Here is a 21,334-nt window from a genome sequence, read left to right as displayed (position 1 = left end):
CACAGACCTCAGAGCCTGTCGGTCGGTTTATCAGACAACCCGCGCATCCCCGCGCCAAGTTGGCTAAAATGCCGGCCTTTTCCACATACGCCGCTGGAACCGCCGTGAGCAAAGAACCCGATCGCCTTTTCGCCCAGCCTTTGGCCCAGGTGCCCGACTTCGCCTTTAACGAGGACGTGGTGCGGGTGTTCCCGGACATGATCAAGCGCTCGGTGCCAGGTTATCCGACCATTGTCGAAAACCTCGGCGTGCTCGCCGCGCAATTCGCCCAGCCCAACAGCGTGCTCTACGACCTCGGCTCGTCCCTCGGCGCCGTGACCCAGGCGTTGCGCCGTCACGTGCGCACCGATGGCTGCCGCGTCATCGCTGTGGATAACTCGGCGGCGATGGTCGAACGCTGCCGCGAATACCTCAACGGTCAGGATTCGATGTTCCAGGAGTTGCTGCCGGTGGAAGTGATCGAAGGCGACATCCTCGCCCTCGACTTTCAGTCAGCCTCGGTGGTGGCGCTGAACTTCACCCTGCAATTCATCGCTCCCGAGCAGCGCACCGCGTTGCTGAGTCGCATCCGTCAATCGCTGCTGCCTGGCGGTGCGTTGATCCTCTCGGAAAAGCTGCGCTTCAACGACCCCGAAGAACATGCGCTGCTCACCGACCTGCACGTCGCGTTCAAACGCGCCAACGGCTACAGCGAACTGGAAATCGCCCAGAAGCGCAGCGCCATCGAAAACGTCATGAAGCCCGACAGCCTCGAAGAACACCGTGAGCGCCTGCTGGCCGCCGGGTTCTCGAAAGTCGTGCCGTGGTTCCAGTGTCTTAACTTTGCCTCGTTGATTGCCTTGCCATGATTGATCTGTCCCCCCTCGCCCGCCGTCTGGCCGGTACACCGCTGGCCGAATGGGCCAACACCCTGCAGGCGCAACTCGACAAGAAAATGGAAAAGGGTCATGGCGACCTCGAGCGCTGGCAGAGTGCGCTGGACGCCTTGCCAAAAATCCGGCCGAGTGAAGTCGACCTGCTGAATGGCCTGACCCTGGACACCGATTGCGACGCTGAGACCCGCGCGCAAATGCGTACCGCATTGATGGGGTTGTCGCCGTGGCGCAAAGGCCCGTTTGATTTGTTTGGCGTGCACGTCGACACCGAATGGCGTTCGGACTGGAAATGGTCGCGCGTCGCGCCGCATCTGGACCTGAAGGGCAAACGCATCCTCGATGTCGGCTGCGGCAATGGTTACTACATGTGGCGCATGCTCGGCGCCGGCGCGGACAGCGTGATCGGCGTCGACCCGAACTGGCTGTTCTTCTGTCAGTTCCAGGCGGTTCAGCGCTATTTGTCCGAGCCCAATGCCTGGCACCTGCCGTTTCCTTTTGAAGACCTGCCACCGGAACTCGAAGGCTTCGACACGGTGTTTTCCATGGGCGTGTTCTACCACCGCCGCTCACCGATCGAGCATCTGCTGGCGTTGAAGGACTGCCTGGTCAAGGGCGGCGAGCTGGTGCTGGAGACGCTGGTGATCGAAGGTGATCAGCAACAGGTGCTGGTACCGGAAGACCGTTATGCGCAGATGCGTAACGTGTGGTTTTTGCCATCAGTGCCGGCGCTGATGCTCTGGTTGCGGCGTGCCGGCTTCACGGACGTGAAGTGCGTGGATGTCAGCGTGACGACCGTCGAGGAACAGCGCGGCACGGAGTGGATGAAGTATCAGTCGTTGAGTGATTTCCTCGATCCCGAGGATCACAGCAAGACGATTGAAGGGTTGCCGGCGCCGATGCGTGCCGTCATCGTCGCCCGTAAGTAAAAGCTTCGCGGGCAAGCCTCGCTCCTACAGGTTATTCGTCGGTCGCGGAATTGGCGTACGATACAACCCTGTAGGAGCGAGGCTTGCCCGCGAAGGCTGCTTCATTGTCGCCTCTAGTCTGCGGGTTTGGCGCGTCGGGCCTTGAAGAATTCGCTGAGCACCGCCCCGCATTCCTCGGCCAACACCCCACCTTCATACAACACCCGGTGATTCAAAAAGCCCTGGGTAAAGAACTGCCCCTGACTCTGCACAATCCCCGCCTTGGGCTCCAGCGCGCCGTACACCACCCGCGCAATGCGCGAATGCACGATCAGCCCGGCGCACATGCTGCACGGCTCAAGCGTCACGTACAGCGTACTGCCGGGTAAACGGTAATTGCTGGCGGCCAATGCTGCCGCGCGGATGGCGACCATCTCGGCATGCGCGCTCGGGTCGTTGCCGCTGATCGGGCAATTGAAGCCACGGCCGATGATTTCACCGTCCTGCACCAACACCGCGCCCACCGGCACTTCACCCAGCGCAGCGCCTTGTGCGGCCAGCGCCAGCGCTTCGCGCATGAAGTCACGATCACGGCTGCGGTCGATGATCGCGGCGGGACGAATCTGACGCATCACGCCACCTCGATCGCGGCCATCAGGCCGGTTTCCATGTGGTCGATCACATGGCAATGGAACATCCACACCCCAGGGTTATCCGCCACCAGCGCCACTTGCGCGCGCTCGTTCTTGCCCAGCAAATAAGTGTCGGTGAAATACGGGATGACCTTGTGCCGGTTCGAGGCAATGACCTTGAAGCTCATGCCATGCAGGTGAATCGGGTGCTGGTACTGAGTCATGTTCTTCAATTCGAAAATGTAGCTTTTGCCCTTCTCGAGCTTGGCAATCGGGCGGTCGGCGCAGGTCTTGTCGGTGATGTCCCAGGCCTTGCCGTTGATCTGCCACAGGCTCGGCGGCCGGCCGTTGTCGACGTTCACCGAGACGGAACCCACCCATTCGAAATTGAAGTTGAGTTTCTCGGCATTGGCCAGGTCCGGCTCGGCCACCGGGTTGGCGGGCAGCGCGGGCGGCCACTCGGTTGGGGCATCGGTGTTCGCCACAGAGCGGAACGTGCCCAAACGTACCGGGCCGTTGCGCAGGGATAATTCTTCACCGGCCGCCGGTGCCTTGATTGCCAGGCAAATGCGCATGCCCGGCCCGAGCCAGTATTCCTTGCCCAACGGACGCGGCTCGACGGGATTGCCGTCCAACGCGTAGATCTGCGCCTCGACACCGGGAATGTTGAGGCGATAGGTCAAGGTGTTATCGAGATTGAGCAGGCGCACGCGGGTGATCTGCCCGGCCGGCAAATCGATGACCGCTTGCGGCACACCGTTGATCGTCGCCAGACGCCCCGCCGTGCCGCCCCGGGCCGCTTCCCGGGGAATGCTGAACTCGACGAAATTGCCCACCTCATCGACATGCCAGCTCTTGAGGCTCAAGGTTTTCTCGTACTTGAAACCGGTCGGCTCGCGCTCTTCGACAATCAACGGCCCCACCAGGCCTCGGCCCAGTTCTTCGCTGCTGTTCACATGCGGGTGATACCAGTAGCTGCCGGCATCGGGCACGCGAAATTTGTAGTCGAAGTATTCACCCGGCAGCACCGGCAACTGCGAAACGTAGGGCACGCCGTCCATCTCCAGCGGCAGGCGGATACCGTGCCAGTGAATGGTGGTCGCCACCGGCAAGTGGTTGATGAACCGCACCCGCAACCATTCACCCTGACGCACGCGCAACTCGGTGCCCGGCGCCGATGGGCCGAACGCCCAGGCTTGGGTCTTGTGCCCGGCCACCAGTTCGACGTCCAGCGGCGCCGCAATCAGCTCATAGTCGTGGCCCGCATCGGCGTCGGCCATCTTGCCCAGCCAGTAACGCGACGCGCCCCCCGCACCGACGCCAACGACAACAAGACCGGCCAGGCCACCGAGGATTTGGCGACGGGTAAAGGACATGAACTCAACTACCTCACGTATCAGCGACAGGTCCGGGGACCTGGAAAAGGCGAATACGATACACCTGCGGTTGAGAAACGGTAAGGGCGACCGAGAGACGCACATCATCTGTGGCGAAGGATCGGTTATGGCTGAAGGCCGGTGATCAGGTGCACCACGCCGCCCTCCAGCATCATGACGCCTGGCACACCTGCCAGATTCAAAGCCTGTCGATTCATCCGCCCCACATCGCGCAATTCCACCCGAACCCGGGTCAGCGCCACAGGCTGCTGCGACTTGAGGTTATCCACACCACCCAACGCGGCCACCACATTCGCTGCCAGGCCAGGCGCCGATGGCGCAGCCACCTTCGGTTCATCCACGATCAGATCCGGCGTCAAGGCTTTCCAGAACGCTCGCTGCATTTTCTCGAACATGTTCAGTTCTCCATAACCAGTGAAGTTTCGACCGTCGCGTCGCGATACAGCCTCAAGACCTCGCGTACTTGCCCGGCACTTTCCAGGCCCAGGATCTGTTGGGCGATGGCCTGGCAATCCGCCAGGTCCGCTGTGCGAACCGCCGCTTTGACCGCCGGAATCAACGGCACGCTCACCGACAACTCATCCACGCCCAGCCCCAGCAAAAGCGGCGTGGCCAGGGTTTCGGAGGCCAGGGCGCCGCACACGCCCACCCACTTGCCGTGGCTATGGGCGGCTTTCACGGTGCTGGCGATCAATCGCAGCACCGCAGGATGAAAACTGTCAGCCTGACTGGCCAGCCGCGGATGATCGCGGTCCATGGCCAAGGTGTATTGGGTCAGGTCATTGGTGCCGATGGAGAAAAAATCCACTTCGGGCGCAAACAGATCAGCCATCAGCGCCGCTGCTGGCACCTCGATCATGATCCCCAGCTTCGGCAGTTCCGTGAGGCCCAGGGCCAGCGCCTCCTCTTCGAGCAGTTGACGAGCCACACGCAACTCCGACAGCTGCGTCACCATCGGCAGCATGATGTGCAAACGCGTCAGTCCCGCACAGCTCAGGATTGCCTTGAATTGATCGCGCAACAGCTGCGGACGCTCCAGGCACAGACGAATCCCGCGCACGCCTAGAAAGGGGTTGGTTTCACTGTCCATTGGGACATAGGCCAAAGGCTTGTCACCACCAACATCCAGCGTGCGCACCACCAGATTACGCGCAGGCCCGAGAGCTCGGGCGATGGCGCTGTAGGTGGAGGCCTGCTCGTCCTGGCTCGGCGCATGATGGCGATCCAGATATAGAAACTCCGAACGCAGCAAACCCACACCCGCGCCTCCCAGCGCCATGGCCTGTTCGGCTTCAGCCAGCGAAGCGATGTTGGCTGTCACCTCGACATGATGTCCGTCGCGAGTACAGGCAGCCAGTGACGCCTGCGCCAATTCACGGTGCTGACGTTGCTGCGCAAGCGCACGCCTGGCTTGAAGTTCTTCAATGGCGGCCAGATCCGGGTCGAGCTGCAACTCCCCCTTATCGGCATCGAGCAACACCTGGGTACCGTTGACCAGCGCCAGCACTTGCACCGGTAACCCGCAGATCGCCGGCAAACCAAACGCCCGCGCCAGGATCGCGACATGGCTGGTGGCGCCACCGCCGACCGTGGCAAAACCCAGCACCTTACGGGTATCGAGCCCGGCGGTCTGGGACGGTGTCAGTTGTTCAGCAATCAGAATGGCGCCTTCAGGCAACTCCAGCTCGCGGTCCCGCACGCCGAGTAGCAACTTGAGCACTCTCTGACTGACATCGGCCAGGTCTGCCGCTCGTTCGGCCAGCAGCGCATTGCCCAGGCTTTTGAATAAGGTTGCCGTCGACCCGGTGGCCGCACGCCAGGCGAATCCGGCGCTTTTGCCTTCGTCGATCAGCACATGAGCCACCTCTAACAAACCCGGGTCTTCGAGCAGTTCCTGATGCGCCCTGAAGATCTCTGCCTGAGCATCGCCCGTGGCGTTATCACGCATCTGCTGCAACGCTGAAATTGCCTCGGTCAACGCTGCGGACAGATGATCGCGCTCAACCCGCGAACTCTCACCCCATTCGCTGACATCAAGGACCTGCTCGGCGATCTGCACCACTTGGCCAAATGCCGAACCCGCCGAAGCACATACCCCACGCAGCACCTTGGGTGATGATGCCTCCAGGGGCTGCGGGGCAACATCCGCCGTCACGGGCACGGTCTCGCCGCATCCGGCGGTCAGCAGCTCGGCCAGTGCCTTGATCGCCTCCCCAGCATCCGGGCCGACCGCACTGACTTGCACAACATCATCGTGAACGGTCTGCAATGCCATGATCGCCACCAGGGATTTCGCATTCGCACTCTCCTGCTGTTTATGCAGGTGAATGCTTGCCGAGAAACCTTTCGCCGCTTGGGCGAACACCGCCGCAGGACGGGCGTGCAAGCCGTTCGGGTTGGGCAACGTCACCGGTTTGGAGAACAGCGCCTCGCCTTCTTTAGCCACAGACTCATCCGTTGTCAGCTCGACAGAATTCAAACCCAGTAACGGCTGACCACTGTCTACCCACCCGGTTTCCGCCGTCAGCCAAGTGAACGGCTCACCGCTGACCACCAGCATCAAGGTCAGCAGGCTGCGTGCATTCAACGCAACAAAATCAGCATCGAACTCGATCAGCGACTGCCCGACGGCAACCTGCTGCCCCTCCTCCACCAACCGCGTGAACCCCTTTCCTGCAAGGTTCACCGTGTCGAGCCCAATGTGCATCAACACCTGCACGCCATTTTCATCGGTGATGCTGACCGCATGCCCACTGGCCTGCACATTGCTGACAACCCCTGCCAGCGGCGCGCACAACGTTGTTGACGTCGGATCGATGCATAGCCCATCGCCGATGATCCGGCTGGAAAAAACTCGATCAGGCACAAGGTCCAAGGGCATCAATACGCCGGACAGGGGTGCGTGAAGCTGCAATTGTTGGGGTGTGGCCATGACTTCACCTGCTGTTCTGTTCTTTGAAGTGCCGATGGAGCGCGACGCTCCGACAGCATCGCTTATTTCCACCAGTACTCGACCTGCAATCCGACGTTCGCACCGTGTCGCGCCGTGCCGAAGGCTCCGGTGTCGGACAACGCTGAACCCGCTGCCAGTTCATTGGCCGCACGCTTGGCCGCCTCGTTCCAGCTGGCATAGGTGTAATACAAGCGCACTTCGGGCCGCGCCCAGAATTCAGGCCCCTTGGGCGACCAGGTCGGGGCAAAGGTGAACTTGCTCAGCTTGCGCGTGCCACCTGTGGCTTCGACCTGATCGTGGCCCAGTTCGGTCACCAGTTTGAACTGCTCGGTAATCGCGTAGGCCGGCCGAACGCCCAGGGAAATCCAGTTCTGGTCTGATCCGTCGGGGCGAATATCCTTCTGGTAAACCGCCTCGACCTGCCCGCCAAACCGGGGCGTCACCTGCCAGTCGAAGAACTCCACCACCCGGTAGCTTTTATTGCTGTCATCCAGTTTCACGTTACCGGTATAGCCCAACCCGGTGCCCGGCCCTTCACCGTACTGAAACGCGAGTTTGTTCTTGCCACCCAGAAATCCTTTTTGCACATGCTGGGTGGTAATCGCCCAGCCACGATGAGCGTCGCGGCTGTCGGGTTTGTCGATGTAGCTCAGGCCAAACTCCAGCTCACCGCCGGGGTTAGTGTTGAAACCGGCAACGTTGAAATCGTGACGATTGATGTAATCCTTCTGGTACAGGTTGTCCTTGCGCGAAAAGGCGTAGCTGTATTTCAGATCTCCGATCAGCACGTCCTCGATGCCGCCGCCGGTGGCGCTCTGGTTCCAGTAGTAGAAGTCGGAAATGTGGATGTCGTTCCGTTTGTAATAGCGGCGACCGGCCCACAGCGAACCGCCGTTGAGGCCAGGCATGTTCGACCATTGCGCGTATAGCTGCGGCAGACGCACCGAGCCGTTGTCGCCATTGAACGTCAGGTCCTTGTCGTACTGGTTATACAGTGAGGCCATGCCATCGACACTTAGCACCGAACCGTCATCCAGCGTGTACAAGTCCTGACGAAGTTCCAGTTCCCCATATTGCTCGCACTCGTTACCGAGGCGGTATTTGGTCTGTGCTCCGGGCAGTTGGAAACACTGTTGTTTATCACTGTTGACCGACGTACCGACGCCGCTGCGCAGGTAACCGCCGAACTCCAGCGCATGGGCCGTCAGTGGCAACGCCAGGCAAATGCCAGCGGCTGCAAGGCCGCGATTTATTGTTGTTTTCAAGAAACACTCCATTATTTTTATTGTGTGCAGCAGCAAAATCGGCGCGCAAAACTCCCCCGCGCAGCGTTCTGCGTGTTTTTGAAACGGTGTTTTTTTGTGAGGGGTCAGTGGTCAGTCAAGTGCAAGACAAACGACTCATACGGTCGTAAAAACACCTGTCGATTTCGCTGCGGACAGTCCGCATAGTTGCTGATGACCAAGCGCTGAGTCATGAACTCAGCGATCACTGCATCCGGCAGTTCAACTTCGCAAGGCGTCCCGTAAAAGTTGTTCAATACCAGCAACCGTTCGCCGCTTCCTTCCCGTACATAAGCCCAAACTTGCGCGTGCTCAGGCAACAGCTGACGGTAAACACCGTCGGATATCAGCACTTCGGTACGCCGCAAATTGATCAACTGGCGGTAGTGATGCAGCACTGAATTCGGGTCGTCGAGTTGAGTGGCGACGTTGATCTGCGCCGAGTTGGCCGGTACGCCGATCCAGGGTTGCGCCGTGCTGAAACCAGCGTTCGGTCCGGTATTCCAATGCATCGGCGTACGGCCGTTGTCGCGGGACTTCTGCATGATCGCCGCCATGTTGTCGGCATCGCTCGCACCCGCCTCGCGCTTGAGCCGGAAGATGTTCAGGGTCTCGACGTCACGGTATTGATCGATGTGATCGAAGCCCGGATTGGTCATACCCAGCTCTTCGCCCTGATACACAAATGGCGTGCCCTGGAGAAAATGCAGCGCGGTGCCGAGCATCTTCGCCGACACCACACGATGCTCGCCGTCATGACCAAACCGCGAGACCACCCGAGGTTGGTCGTGATTACACCAGAACAGCGCGTTCCAACCTCCGCCGGCCTGCATGCCGGTTTGCCAGTCGGAGAGGATGCGCTTGAGTTCGAGGAAGTCGAAATCGGCGCGAATCCATTTTTGCAGGTTCGGGTAATCGACTTTCAGGTGATGGAAGTTGAAGGTCATCGACAGCTCTTTGGAGCCCGGCCGCGAATAGCGAATACAGTGTTCGAGACTGGTAGACGACATCTCGCCGACATTGATCAGGTCATGGCCTTCGAACACTTCGCGGTGCATTTGCTGCAAGTATTCGTGAACATTCGGCCCGTCGGTATAGAAGCGTCGGCCGTCGGTATTGTCCTCGGGAAAGTCCGCCGGTTTCGAGATCAGGTTGATCACATCCAGCCGGAACCCGCCCACACCTTTATCCCGCCAGAATCTCATCATCTTGAAAACTTCGGCGCGCACCTTCGGGTTGTCCCAGTTCAGGTCGGCTTGAGTGTGATCGAACAGGTGTAGGAAATACTGGCCGGTCTGAGCCTCGTACTCCCATGCCGAACCACCAAACTTGGACTCCCAGTTATTGGGCTGATCACGCCAGATGTAGAAGTCGCGATACGGATTGTCGAGACTGCTGCGCGCCTGCTGGAACCAGGTGTGCTCGATCGAGGTGTGGTTGACCACGATATCGAGCATCAATTTGATCCCGCGCTTGCCGGCCTCGGCGATCAGCAATTCACAGTCGGCCATGGTGCCGTAGCTCGGATCGATGGCGTAGTAATCACTGATGTCGTAACCGTTGTCACGCTGGGGCGAACGCAGGAACGGCGTGATCCACAGGCAATCGACGCCCAGCCAGTGCAGGTAGTCGAGCTTGGCCACGACGCCGAGCAAATCACCCGTGGGATTGCCTGCGTGGCTGTAAAAACTCTTCGGGTAGATCTGGTAGATCACCGAACGTTGCCAGTCTTGCATGGCTGTATTCCTTCTTGAACTGCGATGGCGATCTATCAGGCGACCCGATACCCAGGCCGAACAATCTTCATGCTCAACCCACAGGTCAAAACAAACGGCACGACCATGGCGATGATCATCCCGATCACAAACATCGGGATGAACTGCGGAATGATCGAGATAAAGCCGGGTAAACCGCCGACACCGATGGCCGAGGCCTGGACCTTGTTCATCGACAGGAAGATGCCCCCCAGCGCCGAGCCAATCAGTGCGGCGTAAAACGGAAACTTGTAGCGCAGGTTGACCCCGAACATCGCCGGTTCGGTGATGCCGAAATAGGCCGAAATCGCTGAGGTCGACGCCATGGACTTGTCCCGCGCATTACGGGTCATGTAGAACACCGCGAGCGCCGCGCTGCCTTGGGCGAGGTTGGACATGACGATCATCGGCCAGATGAAAGTACCGCCCTGGGTCGAGATCAGCTGCAAGTCGACCGCGAGAAACATGTGGTGCATGCCGGTGATCACCAAGGGGGCGTAAAGCAGGCCGAAGATCGCGCCGCCGACCATCGGCGCCAGATCAAACAGGGTGACCACACCTTCGGTGATGAGAATCCCCAGATGCCGGGTCACCGGGCCAATGACCGCCAGCGCCAGCACGCCGGTAACCACGATGGTGGTGATCGGCACCACCAGCAATTGCACCGCATTAGGCACTCTCGCCCGCAGCCATTTTTCGATGACGCTCATCACGTATGCCGCCAGCAGGATGGGCAGGATCTGCCCCTGATAACCGACTTTTTCGATCTGGAACAGACCGAGGATGTCGAAATACGGCAGGCTCTGGCCGTCGAGACCTGCGACTGCCTTGCCATAGTTCCAGGCATTGAGCAGATCGGGATGAACCAGCATCAGGCCGAGCACAATGCCGAGGATTTCGCTGCCGCCAAATCGCTTGGCTGCTGACCAGCCCACTAGCGCAGGCAGGAACACGAACGAAGTGTTGGCCATCAGGTTGATCAGGCTCCAGAGCCCGTCAAGCTTGGGGTAAGCGTCCAGCAGGGTCTGGCCCTCGATGAACATGCCCTTGGCGCCGATCAGGTTATTGATGCCCATCAGCAGGCCCGCGATGATCAACGCCGGAAGGATCGGCATGAACACGTCGGAAAACACCCGCACCAGACGCTGCATGGCGTTTATCTTGTCGGCGCTTTTCTGTTTAACGTCGGCGATTGTTGACGCGGCAAGACCGGTTTGATGGCGAAGCTCTGCGTAAACCCTCTCCACCTCGCCAGGACCGATGACCACCTGGAACAGGCCGCCGGTAAAGAATGAGCCTTTGACCAGGTCAATCTGGTTCAGCGTGGCGCTGTTGACCCGGCTCGGGTCCTTGAGGGCAAGGCGCAGACGTGTGACGCAATGCGCGGCTTGCTCAAGGTTGTCGCTGCCACCGAGGCTTTGCAGCAGCTCGCTGACGATGTTCGGATAGTCGTGGCTCATGCTTGTTTTTCCGCTGTGGTTTTTTGTTATTGGCAGCACGCCGAAGCGAAAAGTACTCGTCTGTACGAGTTAAATCAACAACTCGTACAGACGAGTTTGAATTTGTTTACTTATCACCCGACCGGCGGCGATTTTTCCCACCCTCTCAGACGATGAAAACCCAAACCCGCATGGACAAACCCCTACCCTGCCCTTAAGGTTCGAAACCTTGAGCACATTGCGGCACAGAGCCATCCCCATGAGTAAATACAACCAGATCTACAGCGATCTGCTTGCCAGCATCACGACCGAACGTCTGGAGCGCGGCGCCCGGTTGCCCTCCGAAACCGAACTGATGGACAGCTACCAGGCCAGTCGCGGCACCGTGCGCAAGGCCATCGAGCAATTACAGGAGCGCGGGTTCGCCCAGAAAGTCCATGGAAAAGGCACCTTTGTGTTGTCGACCGACCCGATCGAATTTCAGTTGGGCGGCATCGTCAGCTTTCAGGAAACCTATCCGCGACTGGGCAACAACGTCAGCACCGAAGTGGTCGAGTTCAGCCAGATCCCTCTCGAAGGTGCGCTGCTGGAACATATCAAGGCTGAAGAAGGCAGCCTGATCACGAGGATCAAACGCGTACGGCGGATCGATGGAAAACGAGTGATCCTCGACATCAACCATTTCGTCAGCGACGTGATCCCCGGACTATCGCGGGACATCGCCGAACACTCGATCTACGCCTTCATCGAACAGACCTTGCAACTGCAAATCGCCTACGCCCAGCGAACCATCGAAGCCGTGCCCCGCAGCAAGGATGACCAGCAACACCTCGACCTCGACGGCCAGAGCCATGTGATCGTGGTCAGCAACCATACGTTTCTGCAGGACGGCCGGCAGTTCGAGTACACGGAATCACGGCACACCCTCGACAAGTTCTACTTTTCGGATGTGGCACGGCGCTGACCCTACAGGTTCTTGAATCGCGTTTGGGCATAACTATGTAGTGCACCTCCTGCATGGAAACGGGCAATCATCGCTGCCCATTTCTCAAGGAGCGAGAGCATGTCCACCGAACAAAACACCCCCGCATCAAGCAATGCCGCCGATCAGGAAACACTCAGACTCATTGCGCCGGTCGTTGTGACAGCCTGCCCCGGTTTGCAGGAGGAAGCCCATGCGGTCGCCAGTGAAATCCTGCAAAAACACGGCATCACCCACCTGGACCCGGATCAGGTCTGGTGGCATCGCTTCAACAATGTCTCGGCCAGCAGCACCAAGGCTTTTCTGGGCTGGGAGCACGCGCCAAAACCCAGTGAATCTTTAACCCTGACACAACTGGTGATCCATCGGTACCGCGTGACCGACCAGGACGACGCCCTCGAACTGGACAGCAATGGCGGTTTTTACACGGCGGATGCGAACGCCAGTATTTACAACGAAACCAATGAAGTGCGGATGTACCCCAGGCAGGTGCTCGCGGACCTGTGGGAGAAAAACCTCAGTCAACGCTACCTGGATAAGCTGAATGCGTTCTGGGCTAGCCATTTTGATGACTACCGCACACTGGCCAAATGTAACTATCTCAGCAAAGCCGTAGAGGCGCGGCAAAACGGGCAACTCGAAGAGGAGGATTTCCAGACCGTCATCAGGGCCGTCATCGGTGGCGCGTCCTGGCCGATCACCTTGGCTACCCTGCAAGCGCAAACCGCTGCGCCTGCGGATCTTCGTGTCTGCGCGCTGGATGTCGCAGGGCATGTCGCCACCGATATTCTGCGCATCGTTAAGCCCAACGGCCGGCAGATCACCTACGTTCCCGGCGCTGCAGAACCCTTCCATGTGCATCCGACAGTGACGGACATGCACTGGTGGATGCTGCTGCAAATGAACGAAGAGCAGCCCCGTACCGAATTCATGACTCATTTCCCGATGCCGGTTCGCAAGGAGGTCCACGACAACATCACCCCGCTGATGAACCAACTGGTCGGCACCTGGGGCAAGTACGACCACCATTTGATCAATCAAAAAGACATCACCATTAGTGGTGATGTGTTCACTTGGCAGAGCCGGGCCGTCCAGCACACGATGCTGGAAGAGGCTGACCTGACGCTGGTGACCAATGGGCAGATGCGCAAACAGCTTTGGCTCGGTTATCTCACCGCCGGACTGCACGTTTTCGGCCCATTGGCGGTACTTGGCTGGCCGATCGCATTGCCGGTGATCGGGGCCAGCATCGCGGCCATGGGTTTGAACATCGACAAAGCGGTGAATGGCAAAACAGCGGCAGAACGCAAGGCCGGCATCATCGGCGCGGTGCTCGATGGCATCAATGTGCTGTTCAATATTCCGCTGCTCAAAGAGGTCAGTGTGTTGGACGAAACCGGGGCTGCGGCTGAGGCGGCAGAAGCGGCCGAGATGGCGGACTTGAACAAGACGCTCGATCCCGAAGAAACCACTGGCACGCAAGAAACGCAGGCACCCGGCGAATCAGAGGAAGTCACCCTGCAACCTGGAGAGTTGCCCGGCCCGCCCGATGAAACCGCGCAAGCGTTTGATGTACCGGAGCACTGGCAAAGCAATGAAATCCTCGAAAGCTACCCGATGGCCACCAACGGAAAATTCCAGAGTGTCTACACACTCGATTCACAACCCTCCAACGCCATCCTGATCAACGAGCAGGCTTACTTCGTACGTTTCGAAGCAGACGCCAATGGTGGTGGAACATGGGCCATCATTGATCCGCAGAACCCGAATGCCTTTACGGGTTCGATTCCCGTACGCCTGAATGCCGAAGGTGAATGGGAGCTGGCGCCGAAAAGCGGGTTGATGGGTGGCGGCAAAGGCCCCAGCAAGCTCGTTCCCGGCCCCTCCCGACCCACTGCCCCAGTGCCGCCCAAAGTGAATGATCACGCGCACTTGACCCGATACGATGCCCCCAACGGTCGCTCGTTGAACTTCCTGGCGCTGGGAAAACAGGAAACCCATATAAAAGTCGTCAACATGTCTGGTGGGCAAATCAGAGGGGTCTCCCCCTACGAAGAGTTTGTTGCCGGACGTCGCACGGTACTGGTCAGGGACGCAACCGGATTCCAGATGCCCAAGGACTTTTTCGCCTCGCTGCCTCCCCGCCCGGTCCAGCCCGTTATCACGCCATCCACGACGGTTACCGAACTCATCGAGAAGGTATTCGACATAGCGCCGGGGCTGGTGGTCGGTGAAAGTCAGGATCGCATCGCCAGCATGCGGTTCCTGATCGAGAACATGCCGACGCTGGCCAGGCGAGGCGTCAAGACGATCTACATGCATCGTTTGCTCAACGACTTCAATCAAGTCGATCTGAACAGCTTCGCCGAGACCGGAAAGATGCATGGCATGCTGGAGAAATACCTGAAACAGCTGCCAGGCGATCCTGCGGGACAGTTCACGCCGCTGGAGGTTGTCAAAACAGCCCAACAGAACGGCATTCGCATCCAGGCCACTGACTGCCTCGCAAGTTACCGCTATGAAGACTCGACCATGACCGCCCTATCACGGCAGTCCATCAAGACTTACCTCACCCACACCATCATGCAGGCCACCCAAGCCCGTAGCGGCGGTGGAAAATGGCTGGTGCTCACGGACCAGGAAAGTACCAACACATTCAGGGGATTGGCCGGCATCAGCGAAACCGAGGGAGGCATCGGTTTGCGCATCGAAGAAGTGCGACCCGATCAGACTCTACACCTGGACATCGACGATGGCATCGAAATCGGCCATGGCATAGCGGGGACAACTGGCCCGATGCGCGGCAATTTCAACACCCTGTATGCCGACATCAGCCTGCAGATGCCGACGCCGTTCATTCAACGAACGCCCGAGCAGATCAATAAACTGCTGTTCCGCCAAGGCATGTTCACCATCGACAAGTCGGAAGAAACCCTCACGCTGATCCATCGCAGCCGCACTGGCCAGATTGTGCGAACACCAATTGAGCGAACGATGGATAACGGCTATCGGCTCAACCGCCCTGCCTGGGTCGGCATACATCAGGTCACCTACGCGAATCTGCTCAGCCTCGCCCACGCACTCAACCGCATGGGCCTGACACTGGAAGGACGCCTGCCCGCTGTAGCGGCCTGATGCAAAAAGGCCCCGTGAATTCACATTCACGGGGCCTTTCAGGTGTTACAGGCGATCAGTCAGACCGGGATCATTCCCACTCGATGGTCGCTGGCGGCTTGCTCGACACGTCGTAAGTGACGCGGGAGATGCCTTCGATTTCATTGATGATGCGGCCGCTGACGGTTTCCAGCAGTTCGTAAGGCAGGTGAGCCCAACGCGCAGTCATGAAGTCGATGGTTTCCACGGCACGCAGGGCCACGACCCAGGCGTAACGACGGCCATCGCCTACAACGCCAACCGATTTCACCGGCTGGAACACCACGAATGCCTGGCTGACTTTGTGGTACCAGTCGGCCTTGCGCAGTTCTTCGATGAAGATGTGGTCGGCGCGACGCAGCAGGTCGGCGTATTCCTTCTTCACTTCACCGAGGATCCGCACACCCAGGCCCGGACCCGGGAACGGGTGACGGTAGACCATGTCGTACGGCAGGCCGAGTTCCAGGCCCAGACGACGGACTTCGTCCTTGAACAGCTCGCGCAGCGGTTCAACCAGCTTGAGGTTCATTTCTTCCGGCAGGCCGCCCACGTTGTGGTGCGACTTGATCACGTGCGCCTTGCCGCTTTTCGCGCCAGCCGACTCGATCACGTCCGGGTAGATGGTGCCTTGGGCGAGGTACTTGATGTTGTCCAGTTTGTTGGACTGGGCATCAAAGACGTCGATGAAGGTACGACCGATGATCTTGCGCTTCTTCTCTGGATCGCTTTCGCCAGCCAGGTTGTTCAGGAACTGGTCTTCAGCGTTGGCGCGGATCACCTTGACGCCCATGTTCTCGGCGAACATGGCCATCACTTGCTCGCCTTCGTGCAGACGCAGCAGGCCGTTGTCGACGAAGACGCAGGTCAGCTGGTCGCCGATGGCTTTGTGCAGCAGCGCGGCAACCACCGAGGAGTCAACGCCGCCGGACAGTCCGAGCAATACGTTGTCGGTGCCGACCTGGGCGCGAACCTGGGCGATGGCGTCTTCAGCGATCTTCGACGGTGTCCACAGCGCTTCGCAGCCGCAGATCTCGAGGATGAAGCGCGACAGGATGCGGCCGCCCTGCTTGGTGTGGGTCACTTCCGGGTGGAACTGCACGCCGTAGTAGCGCAGATCATCGTTGAACATGCCGGCAATCGGGCAGCTCGGGGTGCTGGCCAGGATGTGGAAGTCCTGCGGCATTTTGGTGACCTTGTCACCGTGGCTCATCCACACGTCGAGGCCGAACAGGCCGTCGGCGTCGATGTGGTCTTCGATGCCGTCCAGCAGCTGGCTCTTGCCGACTACGTCGACACGGGCATAACCGAATTCACGCAGTTCGGAACCTTCGACCTTGCCACCCAGCTGTTCAGCCATGGTCTGCATGCCGTAGCAGATGCCGAAGACCGGCACGCCCAGGTCAAACACCGCTTGCGGGCAGCGAGGGCTGTTGGCTTCGTGCACGGACTCGGGACCGCCGGCGAGAATGACACCTTTTGGAGCGAATTCGCGAATCGCTTCGTCGTCCATGTCGAACGGATGCAGTTCGCAGTACACGCCGATTTCACGCACGCGGCGGGCGATCAGCTGGGTGTACTGGGAACCGAAGTCGAGGATCAGGATGCGGTGGGCGTGAATGTCGAGGGCCATGAAGTCAGTCTCGTCTATGTAATTCAGAAACAACTCGGGGCTGAATAAAACAGCCCCGGGTTACTTAACGTTTTGCTAGAAGGCTCAACCTACGCGGTAGTTTGGCGCTTCTTTGGTGATCTGTACGTCATGAACGTGGGACTCGGCCATGCCAGCGCCGGTGATCCGCACGAACTCAGGCTTGGTGCGCATTTCTTCGATGTCGGCACTGCCGGTGTAACCCATCGAGGAACGCAGGCCGCCCATCAGTTGATGGATGATCGCGCTCAGGGTGCCCTTGTACGGAACACGCCCTTCGATGCCTTCCGGAACCAGTTTCTCGGCGCCTGCCGAGGAGTCCTGGAAATAACGATCGGAGGAACCTTGAGCCTGGGACATGGCGCCCAGCGAACCCATGCCACGGTAAGCCTTGTACGAACGCCCCTGGAACAGTTCGATCTCGCCTGGCGCTTCTTCAGTACCGGCGAACATCGAGCCCATCATCACGCAGGAAGCACCGGCTACGATGGCCTTGGACAGGTCACCGGAGAAACGGATGCCGCCGTCGGCGATCAACGGAACACCAGTGCCTTCAAGGGCAGCGGCGACGTTGGCGATGGCACTGATTTGCGGGACGCCGACACCGGCGACAATACGGGTGGTGCAGATCGAGCCAGGGCCGATACCGACCTTGACTGCATCAGCGCCAGCTTCGGCCAGGGCCTTGGCGGCAGCGCCGGTGGCGATGTTGCCGCCGATGACCTGCACTTCAGGGAAATTCTGTTTGACCCAGCGAACGCGGTCGATCACACCTTTGGAGTGACCGTGAGCGGTGTCGACCACCACCACGTCAACGCCGGCATTGACCAGGGCAGCAACACGGTCACCGGTGTCTTTACCGGTGCCGACCGCAGCGCCTACGCGCAGACGACCTTGATCGTCCTTGCTGGCCAGTGGGTAAGCCTTGGCTTTTTCGATGTCTTTGACGGTCATCATGCCTTTGAGGGCAAACTTGTCGTCGACGATCAGGACTTTTTCCAGGCGGTGCTTGTGCAGCAACTCGCGGACTTCGTTCTTGTTGGCGCCTTCACGGACGGTGACCAGACGCTCTTTAGGCGTCATCACTTCACGTACGGTGGCTTCCAGACGGGTTTCGAAGCGCACGTCACGGGAAGTGACGATGCCGACCAGGTCGCCATCGTGCAGTACCGGAACGCCGGAGATATTGTGCATGCGGGTCAGTTCGAACAGATCACGAACCGTGGCGTCAGCCTCGATGGTGATCGGATCCTTGACGACGCCGGCTTCGAACTTCTTGACCTTGCGAACTTCGGCAGCTTGCTGCTCGATGGTCATGTTCTTGTGGATAATGCCGATGCCACCTTCCTGAGCCATGGCGATTGCCAGACGGGCTTCAGTAACGGTGTCCATGGCGGCAGAAACCAGAGGAATGTTCAGCTCGATGCCACGGGTAAGGCGGGTCTTGAGACTGACTTCGTTAGGAAGCACCTCGGAATAACCGGGCACTAGGAGAATGTCGTCGAATGTCAGAGCTTCTTGGCTGATACGCAGCATCGCGGGGGCTCCCGAGCGGGAAAATGGAAGCGCGCCATTATAGTCAGACACCCCCTCGGGTTCAATGTAAAACTCTGTCTATTATCGATGCGGTGATCGACGGGGGGTTGGAACGCAAATCCTGTAGGAGCGAGGCTTGCCCGCGAAGGCGTCATCACTGGCGCTAAAAGCTTCGCGGGCAAGCCTCGCTCCTACAGGTTATGGTTACGATACGGGTGCGGTTACAGTTCGACCTTCACCCAGCTAACCGGCTGATCCAGCCAATCGGCAAACTCATCGATAAAGCTCTGCTTGAACCCGGCCTCGGCCCAGTTGTTGAAAATGAACCCCAGGTTGGAAAACCCGCATTCCTGCAAAAACAGAAAGCCATTGATGTCATCTTCATGCCCGCATTCGGGACAGGTGAAGTTATCGGTACGCCCCGGCATCCAGTCTTCGAGGCTTTCGAACAGCGCCTCGCCGATTTCCTTGCGGCACTCGGCGCAACCCGCCTCCCCCAGAAAACCTTTGGCCGGCGTATAAATGCAGCGTTTGGTAATGATCTCCAGGCCATTGACCGGCTCGCCGAACGGCAGCGCATCCGGGTGCAGCACCACGGCGCGGGCACCATCGGCGATCGCGTGCCCCATGCGGTTGCCGGTGCGGCCGCAAGTGGTCAGCTCTTCCTTGATGATGTCCTTGCGCACCAGCCACCGCACGACCGCCCGGGCCCGGGGTTCGTGTACCGGCAGCGTGGAGATTTTCGGGACGATGATGCTTTGGGAATTCATGGGTGCAAGCCTGCTGCGTCAAATGGAAGTTCTGCGGTGTGCCGTCCTACGCCTTCGCGGGCAAGCCTCGCTCCTACAAAGGCAGGCGCAGAACCTGTAGGAGCGAGCGGTGCGGCGACCCGACTTGCCCGCGAAGGCGTCCGAGCGGGCGGCAGCTTAATCCCTGACACTCTGAGGTCAAGTACTCAAATACCGCCCGATCAACGCAATCCCGCTGGCCAGCACCAACCAGGTCACCAGCCGCACAAACGCCTCGCGGGACAATCGCATGGTCAACCGCCGGCCGACCCACAACCCCAGCGCCATGGCCGGCAACAAACACAGCGCCAGTACCAACAAGGGTAGCTCGGCATACACACCCGCGACAGCAAACAGGCTCAGGCGCACCACGGTGCTGCAACTGATCAGCGCACTCTGGGTGGCCCGCGCCGCGTCTTTCGGCAACCGACTGTTCAAATAGATCGCATATAAAAAGCCGCCACTGCCAAACAACGCCCCGAACATCCCGCCCACCGTGCCCATCGGCACTGCCCAGGCGGCAGACAACTGCGTCGGCCGGGTTTTGACCCACAGGCTGTAAACCGCATAGACGCTGATAAACAGCCCCATCAACAGCAGCAACACGTCGGATTTCAGGTTCAGCAAAAAGATGACCCCCAGCGTGCAACCCACCGCCATGCACGGCAACAGCCGCAGCAACTCAGGCCTGGCCACATCCCGCCGCGAGGGCAGCAGATTGCCGAACGCCGCGACGAAATCCAGCAGCACCAGCAACGGCACGATCTTCGACAGCGGCATGAACACAATCAGAATCGGCCCCGCCACCAACGCAGTGCCGAACCCGGCGATACCAAACACGATGTACGCCAGGGCGATGGCCAGGCCGATCACCAACCAATCCGTCGCGCCGAATGGCCATTGGTGTAACAACTCCAGCACGTTCATCTGCACGCCTTTATCAAATACCTGTGATGACTTTAGCCAGCGCCGAGCCTTGCGACTAATATCTTCAAAGCCGACCTCTCATCTCAAAAAGGCATGACTCGTGCTTTCAACCCGTCAATTGCGTTACTTCGTGGAAATCGCCGAGTGCGGCAGCTTCAGTGCAGCCGCTGAGCGTTTGTTTGTTGCGCAGTCAGCCTTGAGCCGGCAGATCAAGGACATGGAAACCCGCCTGCAAACCCCGCTGTTCGAACGCACGGCGCGCCAGCCGCGACTGACCGCCGCTGGCGAGGCGTTCTTGCCGCGCGCCAGAAACCTGCTGAACGAACTGACCAAGGCCAGTGAAATGGCCACCCAAGTGGGCAACGGGCAACTGGGCACCTTGCGCCTGAGTCACTCCAGCACCGTGCCCATGAGTGGTCGCCTGCTACGGGGTATCAGTGCTTATCTGGACCAGCAGGCCGGCGTGTCCATGGAGATCGTCAAGCTGTCTTCCGAAGCGCAGCTTGAAGCGTTGGTCGACAATCGACTTGATGTCGGACTGCTGCGCCTGCCGGTGTTGCGCCAACGTGAAGGCGTGCAGATTGTTCCTTTGTATAGCGAACGATTGCTGCTGGCCGTTCCACCCAATCATCGGCTGGTTGTGGATAAGTCCGCTCAGGGCATCGATCTGGCGCAGTTGAAGGATGAAGCCTTTATCTCCATCCCTCACCCGCAGCGCGGCGGTTTGAGTTATCTGTCCGCCGAGCTGTGTATGCGCCAGGGATTTTTCCCGAAGGCGGCGCGGGTGGTCTCGCGCAAAACCACGCAACTGCAATTGATCCAGGCCGGATTCGGCATCGCGCTGCTGCCGGAGTCGATGCAGGACATCGCGCCACCCGACATTCATTTCCTGCCCCTGGCCGACCCGGATTGCCACAGCACCGTCGCCCTCGCCTGCCGGCAGAATCCCACGGCGCTGATTCAACACTTCATAAATGTCTGCACAGACCATTGTGGGAGCGAGCCTGCTCGCGATAGCGGTTTAACATTCAATAGCACTGTCGACTGACACACTGCCATCGC

At 59.4% G+C, this 21,334-nt stretch carries 16 protein-coding genes; 5 read left to right on the top strand and 11 right to left on the bottom strand.

The features are described 5' to 3' along the window. Positions 1 to 68: 68 nt before the first annotated feature. Both cmoA and cmoB read left to right on the top strand, forming a co-directional pair. Positions 69 to 848: a carboxy-S-adenosyl-L-methionine synthase CmoA gene (cmoA, locus tag ACM6IO_RS18725; protein ID WP_189340409.1), complete on the top strand. Its 780-nt coding sequence runs from the start codon at positions 69 to 71 to the stop codon at positions 846 to 848. Continuing rightward, positions 845 to 1,801, top strand: coding sequence for a tRNA 5-methoxyuridine(34)/uridine 5-oxyacetic acid(34) synthase CmoB (gene cmoB, locus ACM6IO_RS18720; RefSeq protein ID WP_414912015.1), 957 nt, complete (start codon positions 845 to 847; stop codon positions 1,799 to 1,801). The genes cmoA and cmoB overlap by 4 nt, the downstream gene beginning before the upstream one ends. Positions 1,802 to 1,914: 113 nt before the next feature. On the opposite strand, the gene tadA is transcribed toward cmoB, so the two are convergent. The 7 genes from tadA to treP all read right to left on the bottom strand — a co-directional run bounded on the left by tadA (position 1,915) and on the right by treP (position 11,259). Then, entirely contained in the window at positions 1,915 to 2,412 is a 498-nt protein-coding gene (gene tadA / locus ACM6IO_RS18715; RefSeq protein ID WP_008042399.1) for a tRNA adenosine(34) deaminase TadA, read from the bottom strand. Further along, complete coding sequence (locus ACM6IO_RS18710) at positions 2,412 to 3,788, bottom strand: multicopper oxidase family protein (RefSeq protein WP_192228449.1); 1,377 nt, start codon at positions 3,786 to 3,788, stop codon at positions 2,412 to 2,414. Before ACM6IO_RS18710 ends, tadA begins: the two co-directional genes overlap by 1 nt. Positions 3,789 to 3,913: 125 nt before the next feature. Then, positions 3,914 to 4,204, bottom strand: coding sequence for a PTS transporter subunit EIIB (locus ACM6IO_RS18705; protein WP_008042402.1), 291 nt, complete (start codon positions 4,202 to 4,204; stop codon positions 3,914 to 3,916). Positions 4,205 to 4,206: 2 nt separating this feature from the next. Next, complete coding sequence (gene ptsP / locus ACM6IO_RS18700) at positions 4,207 to 6,741, bottom strand: phosphoenolpyruvate--protein phosphotransferase (protein WP_414912014.1); 2,535 nt, start codon at positions 6,739 to 6,741, stop codon at positions 4,207 to 4,209. A 62-nt stretch (positions 6,742 to 6,803) separates the two neighbouring features. Then, a complete protein-coding gene (locus ACM6IO_RS18695; RefSeq protein ID WP_414912013.1) occupies positions 6,804 to 8,027 on the bottom strand; it encodes a maltoporin in 1,224 nt (407 codons plus the stop codon). A 104-nt stretch (positions 8,028 to 8,131) separates the two neighbouring features. Next, positions 8,132 to 9,781 carry an alpha,alpha-phosphotrehalase gene (treC, locus tag ACM6IO_RS18690; protein WP_414912012.1) on the bottom strand — a complete coding sequence of 550 codons (1,650 nt, stop codon included), beginning with the start codon at positions 9,779 to 9,781 and terminating at the stop codon, positions 8,132 to 8,134. A gap of 35 nt (positions 9,782 to 9,816) precedes the next feature. Next, complete coding sequence (gene treP, locus ACM6IO_RS18685) at positions 9,817 to 11,259, bottom strand: PTS system trehalose-specific EIIBC component (protein ID WP_414912011.1); 1,443 nt, start codon at positions 11,257 to 11,259, stop codon at positions 9,817 to 9,819. A 238-nt stretch (positions 11,260 to 11,497) separates the two neighbouring features. Between treP and treR the strand changes: the two genes are divergently transcribed. Continuing rightward, positions 11,498 to 12,202 (top strand): trehalose operon repressor, encoded by a 705-nt coding sequence (gene treR, locus ACM6IO_RS18680; RefSeq protein ID WP_192420129.1) that lies wholly within the window; start codon positions 11,498 to 11,500, stop codon positions 12,200 to 12,202. Between the two features lie 99 nt (positions 12,203 to 12,301). Beyond that, positions 12,302 to 15,355, top strand: a complete 3,054-nt coding sequence (locus ACM6IO_RS18675; protein WP_414912010.1) for a membrane-targeted effector domain-containing toxin — start codon at positions 12,302 to 12,304, stop codon at positions 15,353 to 15,355. 70 nt (positions 15,356 to 15,425) lie between these two features. On the opposite strand, the gene guaA is transcribed toward ACM6IO_RS18675, so the two are convergent. The 4 genes from guaA to ACM6IO_RS18655 form a co-directional block, all read right to left on the bottom strand. Beyond that, a complete protein-coding gene (gene guaA / locus ACM6IO_RS18670; protein WP_008025547.1) occupies positions 15,426 to 17,003 on the bottom strand; it encodes a glutamine-hydrolyzing GMP synthase in 1,578 nt (525 codons plus the stop codon). 84 nt (positions 17,004 to 17,087) lie between these two features. Continuing rightward, positions 17,088 to 18,557: an IMP dehydrogenase gene (guaB, locus tag ACM6IO_RS18665; RefSeq protein ID WP_008042411.1), complete on the bottom strand. Its 1,470-nt coding sequence runs from the start codon at positions 18,555 to 18,557 to the stop codon at positions 17,088 to 17,090. A gap of 221 nt (positions 18,558 to 18,778) precedes the next feature. After that, positions 18,779 to 19,327: a hypothetical protein gene (locus tag ACM6IO_RS18660; protein ID WP_008042413.1), complete on the bottom strand. Its 549-nt coding sequence runs from the start codon at positions 19,325 to 19,327 to the stop codon at positions 18,779 to 18,781. 177 nt (positions 19,328 to 19,504) lie between these two features. Further along, positions 19,505 to 20,272, bottom strand: coding sequence for a sulfite exporter TauE/SafE family protein (locus ACM6IO_RS18655; protein ID WP_008042415.1), 768 nt, complete (start codon positions 20,270 to 20,272; stop codon positions 19,505 to 19,507). 100 nt (positions 20,273 to 20,372) lie between these two features. Here ACM6IO_RS18655 and ACM6IO_RS18650 point away from each other — a divergent pair, with 100 nt between their 5' ends. After that, positions 20,373 to 21,320 carry a LysR family transcriptional regulator gene (locus ACM6IO_RS18650; RefSeq protein WP_008042417.1) on the top strand — a complete coding sequence of 316 codons (948 nt, stop codon included), beginning with the start codon at positions 20,373 to 20,375 and terminating at the stop codon, positions 21,318 to 21,320. The last annotated feature ends 14 nt before the right edge of the window (positions 21,321 to 21,334 follow it).

Origin of the sequence: Pseudomonas sp. IT-P44 (genome assembly GCF_949768225.1) — a bacterium.
Taxonomy (GTDB): Bacteria; Pseudomonadota; Gammaproteobacteria; order Pseudomonadales; family Pseudomonadaceae; genus Aquipseudomonas; species Aquipseudomonas migulae.
The sequence above is the reverse complement of the archived record's forward strand: the minus strand, read 5'-3'. Positions and strand labels throughout refer to the sequence as shown.